This is a genomic window from Advenella mimigardefordensis DPN7 (genome assembly GCF_000521505.1).
Lineage (GTDB): Bacteria > Pseudomonadota > Gammaproteobacteria > Burkholderiales > Burkholderiaceae_B > Advenella > Advenella mimigardefordensis.
The window spans coordinates 4142973-4160621 of record NZ_CP003915.1 but is presented as its reverse complement, the minus strand read 5'-3'; the positions used below and the strand labels follow the sequence as shown (position 1 = coordinate 4160621).

Sequence of the window (17649 nt, the reverse complement as noted above, 5' to 3'; positions counted from 1 at the left end):
ACCAGCGCCTGCGCTTGATTCAATTAACCTTTCAACTTCACCGCCAGTTTCGCCACATACTCTCCCTGATATTTGGCGATACTCAACTCGCGCTCATCAGGCTGACGCGAACCATCGCCACCGGCAATGGTAGAGGCGCCGTAAGGGGTGCCGCCGCCGACTTGTGATATATCGAACAGAGCCGGAGTCGTGTAGCCGATGGGTACAATAACCATGCCATGGTGGGCAAGAGTCGTCCAGGTAGAGGTGATGGTCAATTCCTGTCCGCCGCCGGTGCCGGTGGAAGTAAATACACTTGCAATTTTTCCGGCCAGGGCGCCTTTTGCCCACAAACCGCCAGTTTGATCCAGGAAGGTACGCATCTGGCCCGCCATATTGCCAAATCGGGTTGGCGTGCCAATAATAATGGCATCGTAGTCAGCCAGTTCCTGAGGAGACGCAACCGGCGCAGCCTGATCGGTTTTGCCGCCCGCATTTCGGAAGGCCTCTTCATTCATTGTTTCGGGAACCCGCTTGACCGTCACTTCAGTGCCCTGTACAAGGCGGGCGCCTTCTGCAACACTGTTTGCCATGGTCTCGATATGACCATACATGGAGTAGTAAAGTACCAATATCTTCGTCATGCTAAAACTCCTGTCATTGATAAATGAACCGGCTGGCGGATGCCTGCCGGGTAGGAACGAAATGCAATACGTTCAGTATAGTAAAAAGCGGTGTCGTACAGGTGACGGGGGTTGTGCGATGGCTAACAAATAGTCTTTGGGTAGATGGCGGGTTGGTGTATTTCGCCAGCGGCATGCAGATGATTTATTTTCGCAGGCCTTTTAAGGTGATGTCATTGAAGGATTCAATAGCCCCTGCCAACTCGTCGGCGCGGGCGGGATTGAGCCACAGATAGCTGTAATAATACATGCCCAGTACCGCTTTCATGCGCGTGCGTGAATAGGGTAGCAGCACCCCGGTCTGCGCACCGCGCTCGACCGTTTCTTTCCAGAGCGATTCGTACTTACGGTGCAGGGCGATGACTTTCTGACGACGCTCAATGCCCAGGCTCTGAATTTCGCGAAAGCATACGGTCAGCTCAGGAAGGTTTGTTGCAATCACCTCCAGCAGATCCTGCCCAAGCCGTTGCAGACAGCGCTCCGGATCGCTCTCATCCCTTAAAGTTTGCAGACCCTTGTGCACCAACTCTGTCATATAGCGAGTGCAGATATCGTCCAGAACGTCGTCTTTGCTACGGAAATGATGATAGAAGGCGCCGCGACTGATTTGCAGCGCGTCGCACAATGCCTGCATGCCAACCGCATGGAAACCGTGGGTGGCGAAAAGTTGCGCTGCCGTTTTCAGGATGCGCTGTTGCAGGGTTTGCCCGGATGAATCCGTGGCGATGGCTTGGGGTGTGGCCATGATGGCGCGTCAGATGTTGTCAATGATCCGATTTTAGCAGCAAGATGAGCTTGCCAAGCGTTGGCCATCTGGTTATTATACACAAACCGACCGATCGGTCGGTTTGATAATGCCTAAGCGGGGAGACAGTATGAACGAAAACAATGCATCAACATTGGCCGCTGCCGAGCCGGCCGACCCGGCTGTGTCGCCGGCCACGCCTCTGGCCTCGGAAACACGGGCTGGTCGACGCCATTTTCTTCTGCACAGTAGTGCAGTTGTGACGGCAGTGGCTACGGCTGGCATGGCACGTGAAGCGCTGGCGGCAGATGTTGCGAAAGAGGTCGCAACCGATGCTGTGGCGAACCTGCCACCCAATATTCCCAAGTGGACCCGTTCCCTGGGTAACCCAACGGCAAGCCCTTATGGCAAGCCATCTGCCTTTGAGAAAAAGGCGATCAGAAACATGTACCCCGGCCTTAAAGAGCCGATGTCTGCCTATAGCACCTCGCCTCTGCAGGAACTCGATGGCGCGATTACACCTAACGGTCTGTTTTATGAGAGACATCATGCTGGCGTGCCGCAAATCGATCCTGCTGAACATCGTTTGATGTTGCACGGACTGGTAGAGCGACCCCTGGTGTTCACGGTGGATGAGATCAGGCAGTTCCCCTGTGTGTCTCCCATTTATTTTCTGGAGTGTTCCGGCAATCCATCCTTTTTGCCACCTTATGGGAAAACGGCGGCCGAGGTCGCGGGCCTGGTCAGTTGCGCGCAATGGACAGGGGTACCCCTGAAAACCCTGCTGGAACATGCGGGCTTGAAAAAAGAAGCGAAATGGATTGTCGCCGAGGGGGCGGATGGTGCGGCCATGACGCGCAGTATTCCAATTGAAAAGTGTCTTGACGATGTCCTGGTGGTGTATAGCCAGAATGGCGAACGGTTACGACCAGAACAGGGGTACCCGATCCGGCTGTTTGTTCCCGGGTTTGAAGGCAATATGAGCATCAAATGGTTGCGCCGGCTGCATGTGACCGATCAGCCGGGTTATACCAGAGAGGAGACCGGTAAATATACAGACCTGATGGCCGATGGACGTGCGCGCAAATTTTCATTTGTGATGGAGTGCAAGTCCCTGATTACTCAGCCATCGGGCACGCATAAGCTCACGCGTAAGGGTACGCACGAAATCCGCGGTATTGCCTGGAGCGGGCATGGAAAAATCACGGCTGTTGATATTTCAACGGACGGTGGCAATACCTGGCAACCAGCCACATTGCAGGAACCCGTTATTAGCAAAGCCCTGACGGCATTCCGCTTCTTGTTTGACTGGAATGGCGAAGAACAGGTCATTATGAGCCGCGCTGTTGATGAAACCGGTTATGTACAGCCAACGCTGGATCAACTGATTAAAGCTCGTGGCACCATGTCCTTTTATCATAATAATGCGGTCCAGCCATGGAAGATCGCTACAACCGGAGAGGTCACCAATGGACGCGTTTAAACCCATTATGCTTGGCGCCTGTCTTATGGCTATGTCATCTGTCATCTATGCCCAGCAGGCCCATGATTTCAAAGGACTGGGTACGCCGGCGAGTCATGAGCAGATCGCAGGCTGGAATATCGATGTCTATCCTGATGGCACCGGCCTGCCTGGTGGGCAGGGTACGGTTGCGCTGGGCGAGAAAGTATATAAAACCCAGTGCATGAGTTGCCACGGCGTGAATCTGGAAGGTGGTTTGGGGCCGAAACTGGTTGGCGGGCAGGGAAGCCTGGCTACAGATAAACCGGTAAAAACGATTGGTAGTTACTGGCCATATGCGACGACCGTATTCGATTATGTGCGGCGCGCCATGCCATTCCAGAGCCCGCAATCGCTGAGCAACGAGGACGTGTATAGCGTGACGGCCTATTTGTTGAGCAAAAATAATATTGTGCCGGGCGACGCGACACTGGATGCGAAAACACTGGCAGCAGTGAAGATGCCCAATCGGGATGGCTTCTATGTGGATGATAGACCGGACACTAAAAATGAACGGTGTATGAAGGATTGTCTGAAGAAGTAATTGCCTGTGTGATATGACGGCAATGCTGGAAGTAAGCGGCCTGGCTATACCGATACGATTGCGGTATGTCAGGCTGACGCCATCTTCAAAATTTGACACTCTGGAATTGTGGCATATTCACGTTCAGAGCTAGTCAATATGTGACGGAACTGGAAGCCTATTGCCCCGATGTTTTAGCCGCATGTGAGGCGGCCACTGTCATTGGCTAGCCGGCCAGCTTCGCACTGATTAATCGGTTCATACTCACTCCCTGCTCTGCTGCGGCGATGGCGAGATTTCGATGAACCAAAGGAGGTACCCGTACTCGGAACTGCCCGCTATATTGTTTATCTGCAATTGGCGACGGGATGACTTCTCCGTTACGTTGCATATCTTCAACCGCCAGAGCAACGACTTGCATAATGCCAGTTAAAGCCGTTGCTGGATCACCTGCCAGCCAGGATAAAGAAGGGAGCTCGGCACACAGGCCAACATGCTCCTGATCTTCAGGAGACCAACTGACTCGGTATGTATAGTGATTAACGTTAATTTTCATGGTCTAACATTGATTTCGCGTTATTGAGCTGTTCCAGCGCAGTCAAGACCTGTTTGACCTGATAGGTTTTGGCTTTGCCGTTACTGTTTTGAATATTGACTCGAGGGTCGCCGTGCCATGGTGTCTTAAAGATCATATGGCTGGAGCTGCTAAAGCGTGGCTTGCCAAAAAAATGGGTACAAATCTTCACTAATTCTGAAAAGCGGACATTTGCAGGTTCATTTTTCATCTTTGCCAGAATTTTCATTAATCCAGCCACAGTATCACCATCGTGCAACAGAATTTATGGTATCAATATTGAGACCAAATTTCAACAAATGCAATCTATGAAAAAAAAGTGATGGGCGGTGAGTGACCGTTTTATCGTAGTCAGTGGACAATTGATCGTCTTGTTTTGTACTCCAGGGCGAGTCATCAATATCAGGGAAGGTTATCGGTCCCTGCGTTGTTCCAATTACGCCAGGAATCGCTAAGTGCCAACCGGGTAATATTTGTTTTGTAAATCGGATTCGTTTTTTCATCTCAGATTCAATGTCATTTTGTGTGAGAAGCTCATACTTGGATGACGCCTTGTGAGTGCTCACATAAATTGTTTGCGTCGAATCATCCGAGTCTATTGCTGCTTTTAGCCGCCCACAATATCGGAATCTACTAGGCCCTAAACCTAACAATTTTTTCGACGAATCGTCTCCTTCACCAATCCCCACGCTTGCTGCAGTGCATGATTGTCACAACGACGTAACAGTGCTAGCCTAAAATGAAATCGTTTTCATAAGACGTTTTCAATGCCATGAAAAATCGCAGCGACCGGATTTCGATTCTTGATATTGCCACTCAGGCGGGTGTTTCGCCTGCAACGGTGTCGCGCGTTTTCAATGCGCCACACCTGGTAAGCGAGCGAACACGCGAGCAGATTCTGGCCGTTGCGCTGGAGCACGGCTATCGTCCGAATGCATCGGCACGCACGCTGCGAACCCAACGCAGTCACGTGATCGGTGTCGTGTTACCAACACTGAACAACCCTGTATTTGCAGAATGTCTGCAGGGTATTACACAGGCAACAGCGGCCCATGGTTATGCCATCATGCCGGCCACCACAGAATACAAACTCGCGAATGAAATTGAAGCTGTCGCGCAATTGCAGGCTTTCGGTGTTGATGGCGTGCTTCTGGTGGTATCTGATGCAGACTCATCGCAAGCCGTGGCACAGTTGCAGGCGCAGGAAACACCTTATGTGCTGGTTTACAACCGTCATCCCGATCATCCCTGTGTGTCGGTTGAAGGCGAACTGGCCGTACATGATTTGGTGCAGGAGCTGGTGCAGCTTGGACACACGAAAATTGCCATGGTGTGTGGCCAGCTGCAGGCCTCTGATCGGGCGCAGCAGCGTTATGCGGGATTTGTGGCAGGGATGAAGAAAGCACGCCTGAAGCCTGCAGCATTGATAGAAGTGCCGTTTGTTGAAACAGCGATCGACAATATTGCAAGTGTATTAGGCGCTGAGTCCCGCCCCACTGCATTGGTCTGCTCCAACGATCTGTTGGCCGTTCGTGCCATGAGGGCAGCCCATCAATGCCAATTGCGGGTGCCACAGGATATCAGTGTGATCGGCTTTGACGGCATCGGTCTTGGCATGGATCTGACACCGGCCTTATCAACGATCGCGCAACCCAATGCACGTATGGGTCATGAAGGCGTGCAGTTGCTGGTCAGGTCCATTGAAGCGGGCAGGGTGCCCGCAGCCGGCGACAGTATTACGCTTGACTACGAATTTCATCGGGGCGAGTCCTGCGCGCAGGCCCCAATATCTCACTGCGCCAATTCCTGAAACATATATCACTGCCTATTTAATTCTGGAGATTAGGATGTCACGCATTCTGAAACGTTTTGCCCAGGCGGGCCTGCTAAGCCTTGGCCTCGCTGCCGCCGCTTCTGCCTCTGCACAAACCGCCATCTGTTATAACTGCCCTACAGAGTGGGCCGACTGGGGTACCCAGCTCAAAGCCATCAAGGACAAGACCGGCGTTACGATTCCACCGGACAATAAAAACTCCGGGCAATCGCTGGCCCAGATGGTGGCAGAGAAAGCCAACCCTGTGGCAGACATTACCTATCTGGGTATTTCATTTGCTGTTCAGGCACAAAAAGAGGGCGTGCTGGGCACTTATAAGCCGGCGCACTGGGAAGATATTCCCGCCGATCTAAAAGACACGGATGGTCACTGGTTCACAACGCACAGTGGCACCATGGGCTTTATGGTTAACGTGGATGCGCTGGAAGGCAAACCCGTACCACGTTCCTGGAAAGACCTGCTCAAGCCGGAATATAAGGGTTTGATCGGCTATCTGGATCCATCATCTGCGTTTGTCGGCTATGTTGGCGCCGTTGCTGCCAACGTGGCACTGGGCGGCACGCTGGACAATTTCAAGCCTGGTATTGATTATTTTAAAGCCCTGCAGGCGAACGACCCCATTGTGCCCAAGCAGACCTCCTATGCGCGCCTGCTGTCTGGTGAGATCGGCATTTTGCTGGATTATGACTTCAATGCTTACCGGGCGAAATATAAGGACAACGCCAATGTGGCTTTCGTGATTCCAGCAGAAGGTACGGTTGCCGTGCCTTATGTGATGAGTCTTGTTGCAAATGCGCCGCATGCCGACAATGCACGCAAGGCATTGGATTTTGTGATGTCCGACGAAGGTCAGGCAATCTGGGCACGCGCATTCCTGCGCCCGGTGCGTGCCAGCGCCATGCCCGCCGATGTGCAGGCCAAGTTTCTGCCGGCTGCGGATTATGCGCGTGTCAAGACTATCGATTACGGAAAAATGGCGGACGTGCAGCGTGATTTTTCCGAACGTTATATGAAAGAGGTACGTTAATGGTCGTGCCGCAGCAACTTAAGCGCCGCATTGTTGGCTATTGATTACATGTGAAATAGACAAGACAGGAAAAAAAGTATGTCCGCCCCTCTTTCCGCTTCCGGCCGTCGCAGTTCGACGCTGCTCGTGTGCCTGGCTCCGGTGACGGTGTTTTTCATTGCCTTCTGGATACTGCCGGTGGTGCGCCTGATTGCGCTTCCTGCAGAAAAGGGCTGGCAGACCTATTTTCTTGTCCTGACCGATTCCCGGTACATGTGGAGCATGATCAATACGGTGCTGCTGTCGCTGGCGACTACGCTGGTGACGCTGGTGGTTGGAGGTGCCGTGGGCATTTATCTGGCACGCCGACGTTTTGCCGGTCGCCAGGTGCTGCTTTCCTTATTGACGGCGCCGCTGGCTTTCCCTGGCGTCATTATTGGTTTCTTTATTATTCTGCTGGGTGGCCGACAGGGCTGGTTGGCTGATATCGGCAGTATGCTGGGTATGGGGCGTATCACCTTTGCATACGGTGTGGTCGGCCTGTTTCTTGGCTATCTGTATTTCTCGCTGCCGCGCGCTATTGCATCCTACACGGCCGCCGCCGAGGCCATGGATGGTCAGCTGGAAGAAGCCGCCCGGGTACTGGGGGCGTCGCGCTGGGAAATCACACGTGATGTCTGGCTGCCGCAACTGGCCCCCACCACCGTGGCCTGTGGTGCGATCGTGTTTGCCACCGCGATGGGCGCGTTTGGTACTGCCTTCACACTGGCCAGTAAGTTCGAAGTGGTGCCCATTACCATCTATAACGAATTTACCAATTACGCCAATTTTGCGCTCGCGGCATCGCTATCGATTGCTCTGGGCATTGTGACCTGGGCGGTGCTCTTCATCGCACGCATGGCCGGTACGTCCTCGGCTGCTGCATAGGAGTGTGTCATGACGACTCAACCTCAGAAATCCGCCCCTTTATTGTTTTTTATCACCCTGGTGGTGTGTCTGTTCATGTTCATTCCGGTCATCATCTCGGTGATGGCAGGCCTGGTGAATAACTATCGAACAGGGCTCAAAAGCGGTCTGACCCTGCGCTGGATCGAAGAAGTATGGTCTGTGTATGGGTCTACTGTAAGCGCATCTGTGATATTGGCGCTGGTATGCGTCATCTGCACATTACTGCTTGGTGTGCCCTGTGCCTATGCCCTGGCGCGCAGTCGTTCGCGTTTTGCCCGTGCTTTTGAAGAAGTACTGACCCTGCCGGTTGCGGTGCCGGGACTGGCCACGGCGCTGGCGCTGATTCTCGCCTACGGTGAAATCAATCTGCTGCGACAAAGTTTCGGCTTTATTCTGATCGGGCATATTCTTTTTACGCTGCCTTTCATGGTGCGCACGGTCTCATCTGCTTTTCAGCGGCCGGACCTGCTGGCGATTGAAGAGGCGGCGAGAACGCTGGGTGCGTCGTTTTTTCAGCGTTTTCTGGGTGTGCTTGTACCGGCTGTGTTTCCGGCCATTCTGGCAGGCATGCTGATGGTCTTTACGCTTTCCATTGGTGAGTTCAATCTTACATGGATGCTGCATACGCCCATGACCCGAACGTTGCCGGTGGGGCTGGCCGATAGCTACGCGTCCATGCGTATTGAAGTGGGTTCCGCTTACACACTGGTTTTTATTCTGGTCATTTTGCCCATTCTCTGGTTGCTGCAGGGACTTGCCAGCCGGGTACAGAAACACTATGGCAACTGAATTATACTTATCATGAACATTGAAAAAACACGCATCAATATTATTAATTGCGCCAAGACCTATCCCGACGGCACGCGCGGTCTGCAGCCGGTCAGTCTGACCATCGAGCCGGGTGAAGTCATTGCGCTGCTTGGCCCCTCTGGTTGCGGCAAAACGACCTTATTGCGTTTGTTGGCAGGGCTGGAGAGTGCTGATCCAGGCAGTCAGATTTTATTTGCAGACCAGGATGTGACGCATCTATCGGTGGAAAAGCGGGGGATCGGCATGGTATTCCAGAGTTATGCGCTTTTTCCGCAGATGACAGTACAGGCGAATATTGCCTATGGGCTGAAGGTGCGCGGCGTACCGGATCAGGAGCAGAAGCAAATCGTTGCTGAACTGGTCGATCTGGTCCGGCTCAATGGCATGGAAAAAAAACGACCGGCAGAATTGTCGGGTGGTCAGCGGCAACGCGTTGCGCTGGCGCGTGCCGTTGCCGTCAAGCCGCGTGTGTTGCTATTGGACGAGCCGATGGCGGCGCTCGATGCCAAGCTGAAAGAAGCGTTGCGCGACGAGCTGGCACAGTTGCTGCATCGGCTGGGCATTACCACCGTGCATGTGACGCATGACCAGCACGAGGCCCTGGCGATTGCCGATCGGCTGGCGATCATGAGTGCCGGCCAGATTGTACAGGTAGGCGATGGCGAGTCTTTGTACAGAAAGCCGGCGCATCCTTTTGTGGCGCAGTTCCTGGGACGCGTGAACCGCGTGGAGCGTGATGATAAAGCCATGACAGATGGCGTTATTTCATTTGGCGATAATGCCGTGCTTGCGTGTCCGGAACATCTGAGATCGCAGCCAGCCATTCTGCTGCGACCCGAAGATATTGGTATTGGCCCTGTCGTCCAGGGATACCCGCGGGCCACGGTAGAACGTCGTATTTTCCTGGGAGACCGCGTGCAGTTTCAATTGAGAACGCCAGATCAGCAGCTTCTGATGGCAGAGCAGCCTGGTGATACCCTTTTTCGCGAAGGCGAAGTGATCGGGCTGCATATCGACACGGCGCGCTTCCTTCCTGCTTATGACAACTGACATCATGACTATTCTTGCACAAATCACCGATCTGCATATTCGGGAACCCAACAAGCTGGCTTATGGCCGTCTGGATACTGCACCTTATTTACGTACTTGCGTCGAATCGCTGCTCAGGCTGCGTCAGAAGCCGGACGCGGTCGTACTAACCGGCGATCTGACCGATTTTGGCCGACCTGCCGAATACGCACATCTGCGTCAATTGCTGGCGCCGCTGGATATGCCGCTCTATCTTCTGCCGGGGAATCACGACGACAGGGCAAACCTGCGCGCCGCCTTCCCCGAACATAGCTATATGGAGTCGGGTGAGTTCATCCAGTATGCGGTGGATATCGGGCCATTGCGGCTGATTGCGCTGGATACCATGATTCCCGGGCAAAGTGGCGGGCAGCTGTGTGCCTCGCGATTGCAATGGTTGCGTGAGATGCTGGCGGCCAGCGATGGCCGGCCGGTGATTATTGCGATGCATCATCCCCCATTCAGGACCCTGATCGGACATATGGACAAAATTGGATTGCAGGCGGGAACAGAAGAGCTCAGGGAGATTGTTTCGCAATACAGCAATATTGAACGCATTATTTGCGGGCATCTGCACAGGGTGATCGACGTTCGTTTTGGTGGAACCATCGCATCTACTGCGCCAGCGCCAGCCCATCAGGTAACGCTGGATCTGGATGTAAACGCCGAATCATCATGGATGCTGGAGCCGCCCGGTTTCCGGGTGCATGCCTGGGATGAAGTCAATACCAGACTGGTCTCTCACCTGGCGCCCTCCGGGCAGTTTGAGGGGCCGTATCCTTTTCATGAGAATGGGGCGTTGATTGATTAAGCGTCTGCGTCCGGCTACCCGCGTTTCCACTTGCGGATTTTCGTGCGAAAGGTTGTGAGCGGCGCGACGGTGTTGATATGCAGCCATTTGTAGACCGGCCAGGCGGCAGGGGTAGACGATGCCCACTGGCGGCGGCCGGATTCGAAGAAATCCTCATCCGAAAATGAATCGACAAGACAGATAATTCCAATGAGACGATTCGCGAATTCGACCTGTAACTGCTCAAGAGAGAAACCGCGCCATTTTTGATAGAACGATGCATACAGACCGCCAAGCTGGTTCCACTGGAAACCCGCGGCGGGCGTGGTCACCGTTTTGCCGCTTTGTTCATCGTGTTCCCAGTCGAGCAATAAATCCATCCATCCGATCTGATAGGCAAGCATCTGTGCAGGGCTGCGATCTACGCCCGGTTTTATCAGATCTCTTTGGGATTCTGCAATATCTTCAAACTCGGAAATAAATAACTGAGCGCGTTTGGTTAGCTCATCTTTAAATGATTCTTTGGTTGGGTATGTATTCACGACAAGGCCTTTGATGCGTTGTATAGCCACCACTCGGTGTGATGTCGGTTTTAATCAGTTTGAATTTTAAGGCATCTGCGCAAATCACGTTTTGATCTATATCTTGATTTGCGCTACAGATTTTTCGTGTGACATTCCTGTGCTCATCAGATAGCGATCGGTACGGTGGGGAAACAACTGCGCTCACCGGGAAAGCCTTGCGCATTTCCCGGCAAGCCGATCGGCTCAGCCTCTTAAGCGTGCGACCGTCTTGTCTGCCACGTTGGTTTGCCATGGATATCGCTGCTGATATTGGGTCACGAAATCGTCAATTTGCGGTTTCAGCGTGAGTGTTGCATCGACAAGATCCAGATTATCCAGAAACATGCGGCGATGGCGTTCATGCAGCGTGAAGCGGGCGCGGGTGCGATGACTTTGAACCGTCATATTGACCAGATCGATTGCCACATGCGCGGTTTGTGGCGTCGCGACGTCTGCAAGGATGCGCTTTACCTCGTCTTCGCTCAGAACAACCAGTAACAGACGGTTATTCATGGCATTGGAGTAAAAAATTTCGGCAAAGCTGGACGCGATAACCGCTTGTATGCCAAACTGGCTAAGCCCCCATACGGCATGCTCGCGGCTTGAGCCACAGCCGAAGTTGGCGCCGCCCACCAGGATACTGGCATGGGCGTATCCTTTGCGGTTCAGGACGAAATCCTCAACAGGCCGACCCTGCCGGTCAAATCGCATGTCGTACAGCAGGCCCTTATCCAGTCCCTTTTTGTCTATACCGCGCAAAAACTGTTTTGGCATTATTTGATCGGTATCAAGATTGGGCTGAGGGATGGGGGCTGCGATGCCCGCGATGACATGTTGCTTAGTCATAAAGATTCTCCGGTTGATTTCAGCTTGCGTACATCGGTAATGACGCCTGTGATGGCAGCGGCAGCGGCCATGGCCGGGCTCATCAGATGCGTGATGGCACCGCGGCCCTGCCGGCCTTCGAAATTGCGATTGGTGGTGGAGGCGCAGCGCTGGCCGAAACCAAGGACATCATCGTTCATGGCCAGACACATGGAACAACCGGGTTGACGCCATTCGAAGCCGGCATCAATCAGTATCTGCGCAATACCTTCTGCCTCTGCCTGTTGCCGGACGGCGCCGGAACCGGGGACCACCATGGCGCGCACACCCGGCGCTACTCGATGTTTTCTTACAATCTGCGCGACTTCACGCAGATCTTCAATGCGCGCGTTGGTACAGGAGCCGATAAAGACATGTTGAATGGGTGTGCCTGCCAGCGATGCGCCAGGTGTCAGACCGGTATAGTCAAGCGCCTGTGCAGTGTAGGAACGGGTTCCCGTTCCAGCCTGCTCCGGCTCGTCCGCAGGGATGCGTTCTTCTATGGAAATAGCCTGATCGGGGCTGATCCCCCAGGTGACGTAGGGTGCGACTTCGCTGGCGTCAAAGCGATGGGTGACGTCAAATACCGCGTCATCATCACTGAACAACGTTGCCCAGTGCGCCAGGGCGTGTTCACGCATGTCGCTTGTAATATCGGTAGCTCGCGCGAGTACATAATCAATGGCGAGCTGGTCGGGGGCGATCAGGGCGCCGCGTGCCCCCGCTTCAACAGCCATATTGCAGAGTGTGAAGCGGGACTCAATGGACAGCGCGCTGATGGCCGAGCCGCAAAACTCAATCACGTATCCCCGGGCGCCCTGAGCACCGATATGACGGATGATTTTCAAAATGAGATCCTTGGCCGTACAGCCAACGGGCAATGTACCCTGAACCTCTATTCGCATATTTCCGGCCAGACGATACACCAGCGTTTGCGTCGCAAGCACATGTTCCACTTCAGACGTGCCAATGCCAAAACCCAACGCGCCCAGCGCTCCGTATGTGGTGGTGTGGCTATCGCCGCAAATCACAACCATACCCGGACGGATCATGCCATGTTCAGGACTGACTACATGTTCGATTCCCTGCAATGGATCATTGGTATCAAACAGCGGAATGCCGTGCATATCACAATTGCGTTTGAGGTTGCTGGCCTGCAGGGCTGAGGCAGGATCGGCAATGATCCGGTTCCTGACCGCGTGAGTGGGGATAATATGACTGACGACTGCCACATTCTGCCCGGGCAAAGGCACGGGCAGGCCTTTGTCGTTTAAGCCCGCAAAGGCTTGCGGGCTGGTGTACTCATTCATCAGATGCAGATCGGTATACAGCAGAATATTCTGCTCGTCCAGTGTGGCGACGGTATGCGAGGCAAGCAGTTTTTGGTAGAGGGTTTTTGCAGTCATATTATTTCATCGGACATAGAGAGGGTTTAGTCGGCTTTGATGCCGCTGGCCTTGATCAGCGAATCCCATTTTTTCATGTCGCTGGCCAGTAGCTGACGTGCTTCGGCGGTGGTTGACGGGGCGGGATCAAATGCTTCTCTGGTCATGCGTTGCCGTAGCTCCGGTTTGTTCAAGGTGGCGTTGAGCGTGGCATTGAGTTTTTCAATCACGGGCTTGGGTGTGCCGGCGGGGGCAAATACCATGAACCAGGTTTCGAAGCTGTAATCAGGCAAACCCGCTTCCGCAATGGTGGGAACATCGGGCATCAGCGGCGAGCGTTTAGGACCGGTTACACCGAGTGGTCGCAATTGGCCGCCCTGAACTTGCGGCAGCGCTGCTGACAATACAGGGAAGCTCAATTGCACATGCCCGCCGATCGTGTCCAGTAAAGCCGGACCACCGCCCCGGTAGGGGACATGGGTAATATCGGTTTGCGAGACTGATTTGAACAGTTCAGCGGCCATGTGAAACGTACTGCCTGTACCGGCGGACCCGTATTGCAGTGTGCCGGGTGTTGCTTTGGCATCGCGGATCAGGTCCTTCACGCTATGGGCCGATAGTTGATTGTTCACAACCAGGACGTGCTGGGACGTAGCAACCATGCCAATTGGATCCAGATCGGCAAGTGTGTCGTACGGCATGCGCGGATAGAGCGCGGGGTTGATCGCCAGCGATACGGTCTGTAAGCCAATGGTGTAGCCGTCGGGTTTGGCCTTACTGACCAGGTCAACGCCGATATTGCCACCGGCCCCGGCCTTGTTCTCAATCACCAGTGGTTGCCCAAGGGCTTTGGCCCAGTCATCGGTAATCAGGCGGGCAGCGATATCTGCGCTACCGCCGGGTGCATACGGAACGATCAGCTTGACCGGTCGTTCCGGAAAGGACTGGGCCAGACAGGCTGTAGGCAAAACAAAGGCCATGCTGAGCAGAAAACGGCGTAAATGAGTAATCCTGCGCATTGTTTGTCTCCGAAAAATTATTTTGTGTGGTCGTGTCGCATCACGGTTAGTTGACCCGCAGCCCTATTCTAATTTGCTTTATTGCAGACATAATGTCAGTCAATTCAATTTATTATTTCCTGTGGAGATATAATCAGGTCATGAATTTCAATTGAAATCGATACCTGAGTACGGTCACTACATGGATTCCTATTCTGATCTTGGATTTTTCGTTTTGCTGGCCAGGCATGCGACGCTGGCGCGTGCAGCCCAGGAGATTGGTGTGACGCCATCTACGGTAAGTAAGCGTCTTGCCGCGCTGGAGCAGCGCCTGGGTGTTCGGCTGATGAACCGCACCACGCGGCGGATCAGTTTTACCGCAGAGGGGGAGTCCTATCTTGCTCAGGGTAACCATTTGCTCAATGAACTGAAAATGCTGGAGCAGGCCCTGGCGGGTAGCCGCGCTGCACCGCGCGGCCTGCTACGGGTTCATGCCACGCTGGGTTTTGGACGACGTTATATTGTGCCCCTGGTCTCGCAGTTCCAGCGGGATAACCCCGAAGTTGAAATACAAATGCAATTGAGTGACCGTCCGGTGAATCTGCTCCAGGACGGTTTCGATGTGGCGATCTGCTTTGGCGAGCAGCGGGACTCCAGCCTGACGGCAAGAACCATTGCCCTGAATCGCCGGATCCTTTGCGCTTCACCAAAGTATCTTGAGCATGCAGGAATGCCGGCGCATCCATCGGCGTTGCGCACGCATCGCTGCATTGTCATCAGGGAGAATGATGAGACTTTCGGCACCTGGCGCCTGACCATGGGCACGCGCAGCGAGACCATCAAGGTGCGCGGGCCGCTGAGCACCAACGATGGTGAGTCGGCGCTGGCATGGGCGCTGGATGGGCACGGTATTCTGATGCGATCTGAATGGGATGCAAAACCCTATCTGGAATCGGGGCGTTTGCGAGTGGTGCTCCCGGAATGGGAACTGCCACCCGCCAATGTCATGGCGGTATACCCCACCCGACAGAATTTGTCTGCCCGAACCCGGGCGTTTGTGAATGCCCTGGTGGAATGGTTTGAACCGCAGGGCAGGCGGTTTTGAAATCAATGAGTAATCCCTGGCAACGCAATGGAGCCCGTTATTCGATAAAATGCAGGGCATTGCCTTGACTGCGGTTTCAGGATGTCAAAATGACAGTACAACATAGTCCAGTAAATGTTCACCTCTGCGTTTGTGTTACGGGAACGATGCCATGCCGTACGATCTAGAGAATCGCCTGGTGATTGGCGTGGCCTCCAGCGCCGTTTTTGACCTGAGTGCTTCGGACTCGGTTTTCAAACGTGATGGCGAGGAGGCCTATCGTAAATTTCAGGAGCGCAATCTTAATAATCCGCTGCCAAAAGGGATTGCGTTCCCTTTTGTGAAAAGGCTACTTTCGTTAAATCATATGCGGCCCGATCCGGAAGATCCGCTGGTTGAAGTGATATTGCTGTCACGCAACGATCCGGACACGGGCCTGCGCGTGATGAAAACAATTGAACACTACGGGCTGGGTATTACGCGTGCCATTTTCATGCAGGGGCGCTCGCCTTATGAATATATCCCTGCGCTGAACATATCGCTGTTTTTGTCTGGCAACAAGGCTGATGTCGACGCCGCAATCGGCGCGGGCTATCCTGCCGGCTACGTGCTGGATTCAAAATTTGACGATGATGAACAGGATCAGGCTTTACGCATCGCTTTTGACTTTGATGGCGTGCTGGCCAGTGACGAATCTGAAAGCATTATGCAAGCGTCCGGATTGACTGATTTTCATGCTCATGAAGTGGCAAACGTCATGAATTCGCATGGTCCCGGCCCCTTGCAGCAGTTTCTGATTCGGGTAGCAAAGATTCAGTCTATCGAAGAGCAATTCAAAAAGCAGAATCCTGATTATGAGAACCGGCTACGCGTATCGCTGGTGACGGCCAGAAATGCGCCGTCACATGAACGGGCGCTCAATACGCTGAAAGCCTGGGGAGTGATGACCAATGATGCCTTTTTCCTTGGCGGCATTGCAAAAAAACATGTGCTGGGTGTGCTTAAGCCTCATATCTTTTTTGACGACCAGTCTGCCCATCTGGAGATGACCCGCTCGCTGGTGCCGTCGGTGCATATTCCATTTGGCATAACCAACAAGGCAGTTGAAAATGACTCAGGCCAAGCGCAGCTCATTGACTCGGTGAAGTGAGCCATTTCAGGCGATTATGCCGCTAAAACAGCACAAGCGTCATCACGTTGCCGGTGATTACGACGTATTCCGTGCTGGCAGCAAGTACATTGACGCCTTCGCAACGTGCCAGTCTGTTTATTCAGGAAGTCAGGATCGCGCATCTGCGATCAAATGACACGCCTGATTTCTCTCGCCGTATCCTGCAACAAGGGCAGAATATGCTCAATTAAATATCGCTTTGTTGTTCGGGTGGTTGGTGAAACGATATTGATCGCCGCAACGACTTTGTTCTGTTGTCCATAAATGGGTACTGCAACGGCGTGTACACCGAGTTCGTGCTCCTCACTTGAATAACACCATTCCCTCTCCTTGATCGTATTGAGCAGTTTCAGGAAAGCGGCGTTGTTGGTCTGGGTGAATTTGGTGATCCGTTGCAGAGGGTAATGCACCAGCCACTGCTGTTGTTCGTCTGTAGAGAGATAGGCCAGCAGGATTTTGCCGGCAGACGTTGCATGAGCAGGCAGGCGGTTCCCCAATGTCAGGCCATAGGGGTTGACGCGATCTTCCTGTTGCATGGCGGCGCTACGGGCAATGGTGATCGCTTCATAGCCATCAAGCACCATGACCGAGTAGATCAGGGAGGTCTGGTTCGTAAGCAGGTTCAACAGGGGTTGCGATACTTTGGGCAGCGTGGCGCCACCAATATAAGAACCCGAAAATCGAAGTACTTTCGGGCTCAGATAAAAGAAGTGGCCGTCAGACTCCAGATATCCCAAATACTCCAGCGTTAATAAATGACGACGGGCAGCAGCGCGCGTCATGCCGGTTTTTTCTGCCGCTTGTGAAATATTCAGACGATGGCGCTCCGACCCGAAACTGTCCAGAATGGCCAGGCCTTTGCTGATGCCTGCAACAAAATCTTCGTGGCGAATCCTCTTTTTATTCTGTGGATTCTCGATGAGCCGATTCTGCCGGAGCGCTATTTCATTTGGCTTATTCAGTTGTCATTTCCTTCAGGGAATACCCTGAGTTTGGGCGATAAAAGTATGATTTGTTCGATCATCGCACAAAAAGCCAAAAAAGTGGCTGGCAAAAGGGTGTGAAACTATAAAAAATGAGGGGGTTGATAATTTAAATCAAACTTACCGGCAAATTTATTGCA

At 53.4% G+C, this 17649-nt stretch carries 20 protein-coding genes; 11 read left to right on the top strand and 9 right to left on the bottom strand.

Features of this window, described 5'->3' with window-relative positions; genetic code table 11:
* Positions 1 to 23: 23 nt before the first annotated feature.
* Both wrbA and MIM_RS19080 read right to left on the bottom strand, forming a co-directional pair.
* A complete protein-coding gene (wrbA, locus tag MIM_RS19085) occupies positions 24 to 623 on the bottom strand; it encodes an NAD(P)H:quinone oxidoreductase (protein WP_025374361.1) in 600 nt (199 codons plus the stop codon).
* A gap of 184 nt (positions 624 to 807) precedes the next feature.
* Positions 808 to 1407 (bottom strand): TetR/AcrR family transcriptional regulator, encoded by a 600-nt coding sequence (locus MIM_RS19080; RefSeq protein WP_025374360.1) that lies wholly within the window; start codon positions 1405 to 1407, stop codon positions 808 to 810.
* A gap of 130 nt (positions 1408 to 1537) precedes the next feature.
* Between MIM_RS19080 and soxC the strand changes: the two genes are divergently transcribed.
* Positions 1538 to 2890 (top strand): sulfite dehydrogenase, encoded by a 1353-nt coding sequence (gene soxC, locus MIM_RS19075; RefSeq protein WP_025374359.1) that lies wholly within the window; start codon positions 1538 to 1540, stop codon positions 2888 to 2890.
* Entirely contained in the window at positions 2877 to 3452 is a 576-nt protein-coding gene (locus tag MIM_RS19070) for a c-type cytochrome (protein WP_025374358.1), read from the top strand. The genes soxC and MIM_RS19070 overlap by 14 nt, the downstream gene beginning before the upstream one ends.
* Before the next feature lie 205 nt (positions 3453 to 3657).
* Here MIM_RS19070 and MIM_RS19065 read toward each other — a convergent pair whose 3' ends face one another.
* Positions 3658 to 3981 (bottom strand): type II toxin-antitoxin system HicB family antitoxin, encoded by a 324-nt coding sequence (locus MIM_RS19065; protein ID WP_025374357.1) that lies wholly within the window; start codon positions 3979 to 3981, stop codon positions 3658 to 3660.
* A complete protein-coding gene (locus tag MIM_RS19060) occupies positions 3977 to 4246 on the bottom strand; it encodes a toxin HicA (RefSeq protein ID WP_025374356.1) in 270 nt (89 codons plus the stop codon). The genes MIM_RS19065 and MIM_RS19060 overlap by 5 nt, the downstream gene beginning before the upstream one ends.
* A 552-nt stretch (positions 4247 to 4798) precedes the next feature.
* Between MIM_RS19060 and MIM_RS19055 the strand changes: the two genes are divergently transcribed.
* The 6 genes from MIM_RS19055 (at position 4799) to MIM_RS19030 (ending at position 10482) form a co-directional block, all read left to right on the top strand.
* Complete coding sequence (locus tag MIM_RS19055) at positions 4799 to 5815, top strand: LacI family DNA-binding transcriptional regulator (protein WP_025374355.1); 1017 nt, start codon at positions 4799 to 4801, stop codon at positions 5813 to 5815.
* A gap of 37 nt (positions 5816 to 5852) precedes the next feature.
* Positions 5853 to 6866, top strand: coding sequence for an ABC transporter substrate-binding protein (locus MIM_RS19050; RefSeq protein WP_025374354.1), 1014 nt, complete (start codon positions 5853 to 5855; stop codon positions 6864 to 6866).
* A 78-nt stretch (positions 6867 to 6944) separates the two neighbouring features.
* A complete protein-coding gene (locus MIM_RS19045; RefSeq protein WP_025374353.1) occupies positions 6945 to 7772 on the top strand; it encodes an ABC transporter permease in 828 nt (275 codons plus the stop codon).
* A 9-nt stretch (positions 7773 to 7781) separates the two neighbouring features.
* Positions 7782 to 8582 (top strand): ABC transporter permease, encoded by an 801-nt coding sequence (locus MIM_RS19040; protein ID WP_025374352.1) that lies wholly within the window; start codon positions 7782 to 7784, stop codon positions 8580 to 8582.
* A gap of 12 nt (positions 8583 to 8594) precedes the next feature.
* Positions 8595 to 9653 carry an ABC transporter ATP-binding protein gene (locus MIM_RS19035; protein ID WP_025374351.1) on the top strand — a complete coding sequence of 353 codons (1059 nt, stop codon included), beginning with the start codon at positions 8595 to 8597 and terminating at the stop codon, positions 9651 to 9653.
* A gap of 4 nt (positions 9654 to 9657) precedes the next feature.
* On the top strand, positions 9658 to 10482 hold the full coding sequence (locus MIM_RS19030) for a phosphodiesterase (protein WP_245592773.1): 825 nt from the start codon (positions 9658 to 9660) through the stop codon (positions 10480 to 10482).
* 14 nt (positions 10483 to 10496) lie between these two features.
* Here MIM_RS19030 and MIM_RS19025 read toward each other — a convergent pair whose 3' ends face one another.
* From MIM_RS19025 to MIM_RS19010, 4 genes are all read right to left on the bottom strand, one after another.
* Positions 10497 to 11003, bottom strand: a complete 507-nt coding sequence (locus MIM_RS19025) for a ClbS/DfsB family four-helix bundle protein (RefSeq protein WP_025374349.1) — start codon at positions 11001 to 11003, stop codon at positions 10497 to 10499.
* Between the two features lie 225 nt (positions 11004 to 11228).
* Complete coding sequence (gene leuD / locus MIM_RS19020) at positions 11229 to 11870, bottom strand: 3-isopropylmalate dehydratase small subunit (protein WP_025374348.1); 642 nt, start codon at positions 11868 to 11870, stop codon at positions 11229 to 11231.
* The gene (leuC, locus tag MIM_RS19015) at positions 11867 to 13294 is read right to left on the bottom strand and encodes a 3-isopropylmalate dehydratase large subunit (RefSeq protein WP_025374347.1); all 1428 of its coding nucleotides are present in this window, start codon (positions 13292 to 13294) and stop codon (positions 11867 to 11869) included. The genes leuD and leuC overlap by 4 nt, the downstream gene beginning before the upstream one ends.
* 26 nt (positions 13295 to 13320) lie before the next feature.
* A complete protein-coding gene (locus MIM_RS19010) occupies positions 13321 to 14292 on the bottom strand; it encodes a tripartite tricarboxylate transporter substrate binding protein (RefSeq protein WP_025374346.1) in 972 nt (323 codons plus the stop codon).
* A gap of 181 nt (positions 14293 to 14473) precedes the next feature.
* Between MIM_RS19010 and MIM_RS19005 the strand changes: the two genes are divergently transcribed.
* Both MIM_RS19005 and MIM_RS19000 read left to right on the top strand, forming a co-directional pair.
* Positions 14474 to 15376, top strand: a complete 903-nt coding sequence (locus MIM_RS19005) for a LysR family transcriptional regulator (protein ID WP_025374345.1) — start codon at positions 14474 to 14476, stop codon at positions 15374 to 15376.
* A gap of 151 nt (positions 15377 to 15527) precedes the next feature.
* The gene (locus tag MIM_RS19000) at positions 15528 to 16505 is read left to right on the top strand and encodes a 5'-nucleotidase (RefSeq protein WP_025374344.1); all 978 of its coding nucleotides are present in this window, start codon (positions 15528 to 15530) and stop codon (positions 16503 to 16505) included.
* A 149-nt stretch (positions 16506 to 16654) separates the two neighbouring features.
* Here MIM_RS19000 and pcaU read toward each other — a convergent pair whose 3' ends face one another.
* Positions 16655 to 17470: an IclR family transcriptional regulator PcaU gene (pcaU, locus tag MIM_RS18995; protein ID WP_042070572.1), complete on the bottom strand. Its 816-nt coding sequence runs from the start codon at positions 17468 to 17470 to the stop codon at positions 16655 to 16657.
* Here pcaU and MIM_RS23265 point away from each other — a divergent pair.
* Positions 17411 to 17590 carry a hypothetical protein gene (locus MIM_RS23265; RefSeq protein ID WP_158318756.1) on the top strand — a complete coding sequence of 60 codons (180 nt, stop codon included), beginning with the start codon at positions 17411 to 17413 and terminating at the stop codon, positions 17588 to 17590. The genes pcaU and MIM_RS23265 overlap by 60 nt on opposite strands.
* Positions 17591 to 17649: the final 59 nt, after the last annotated feature.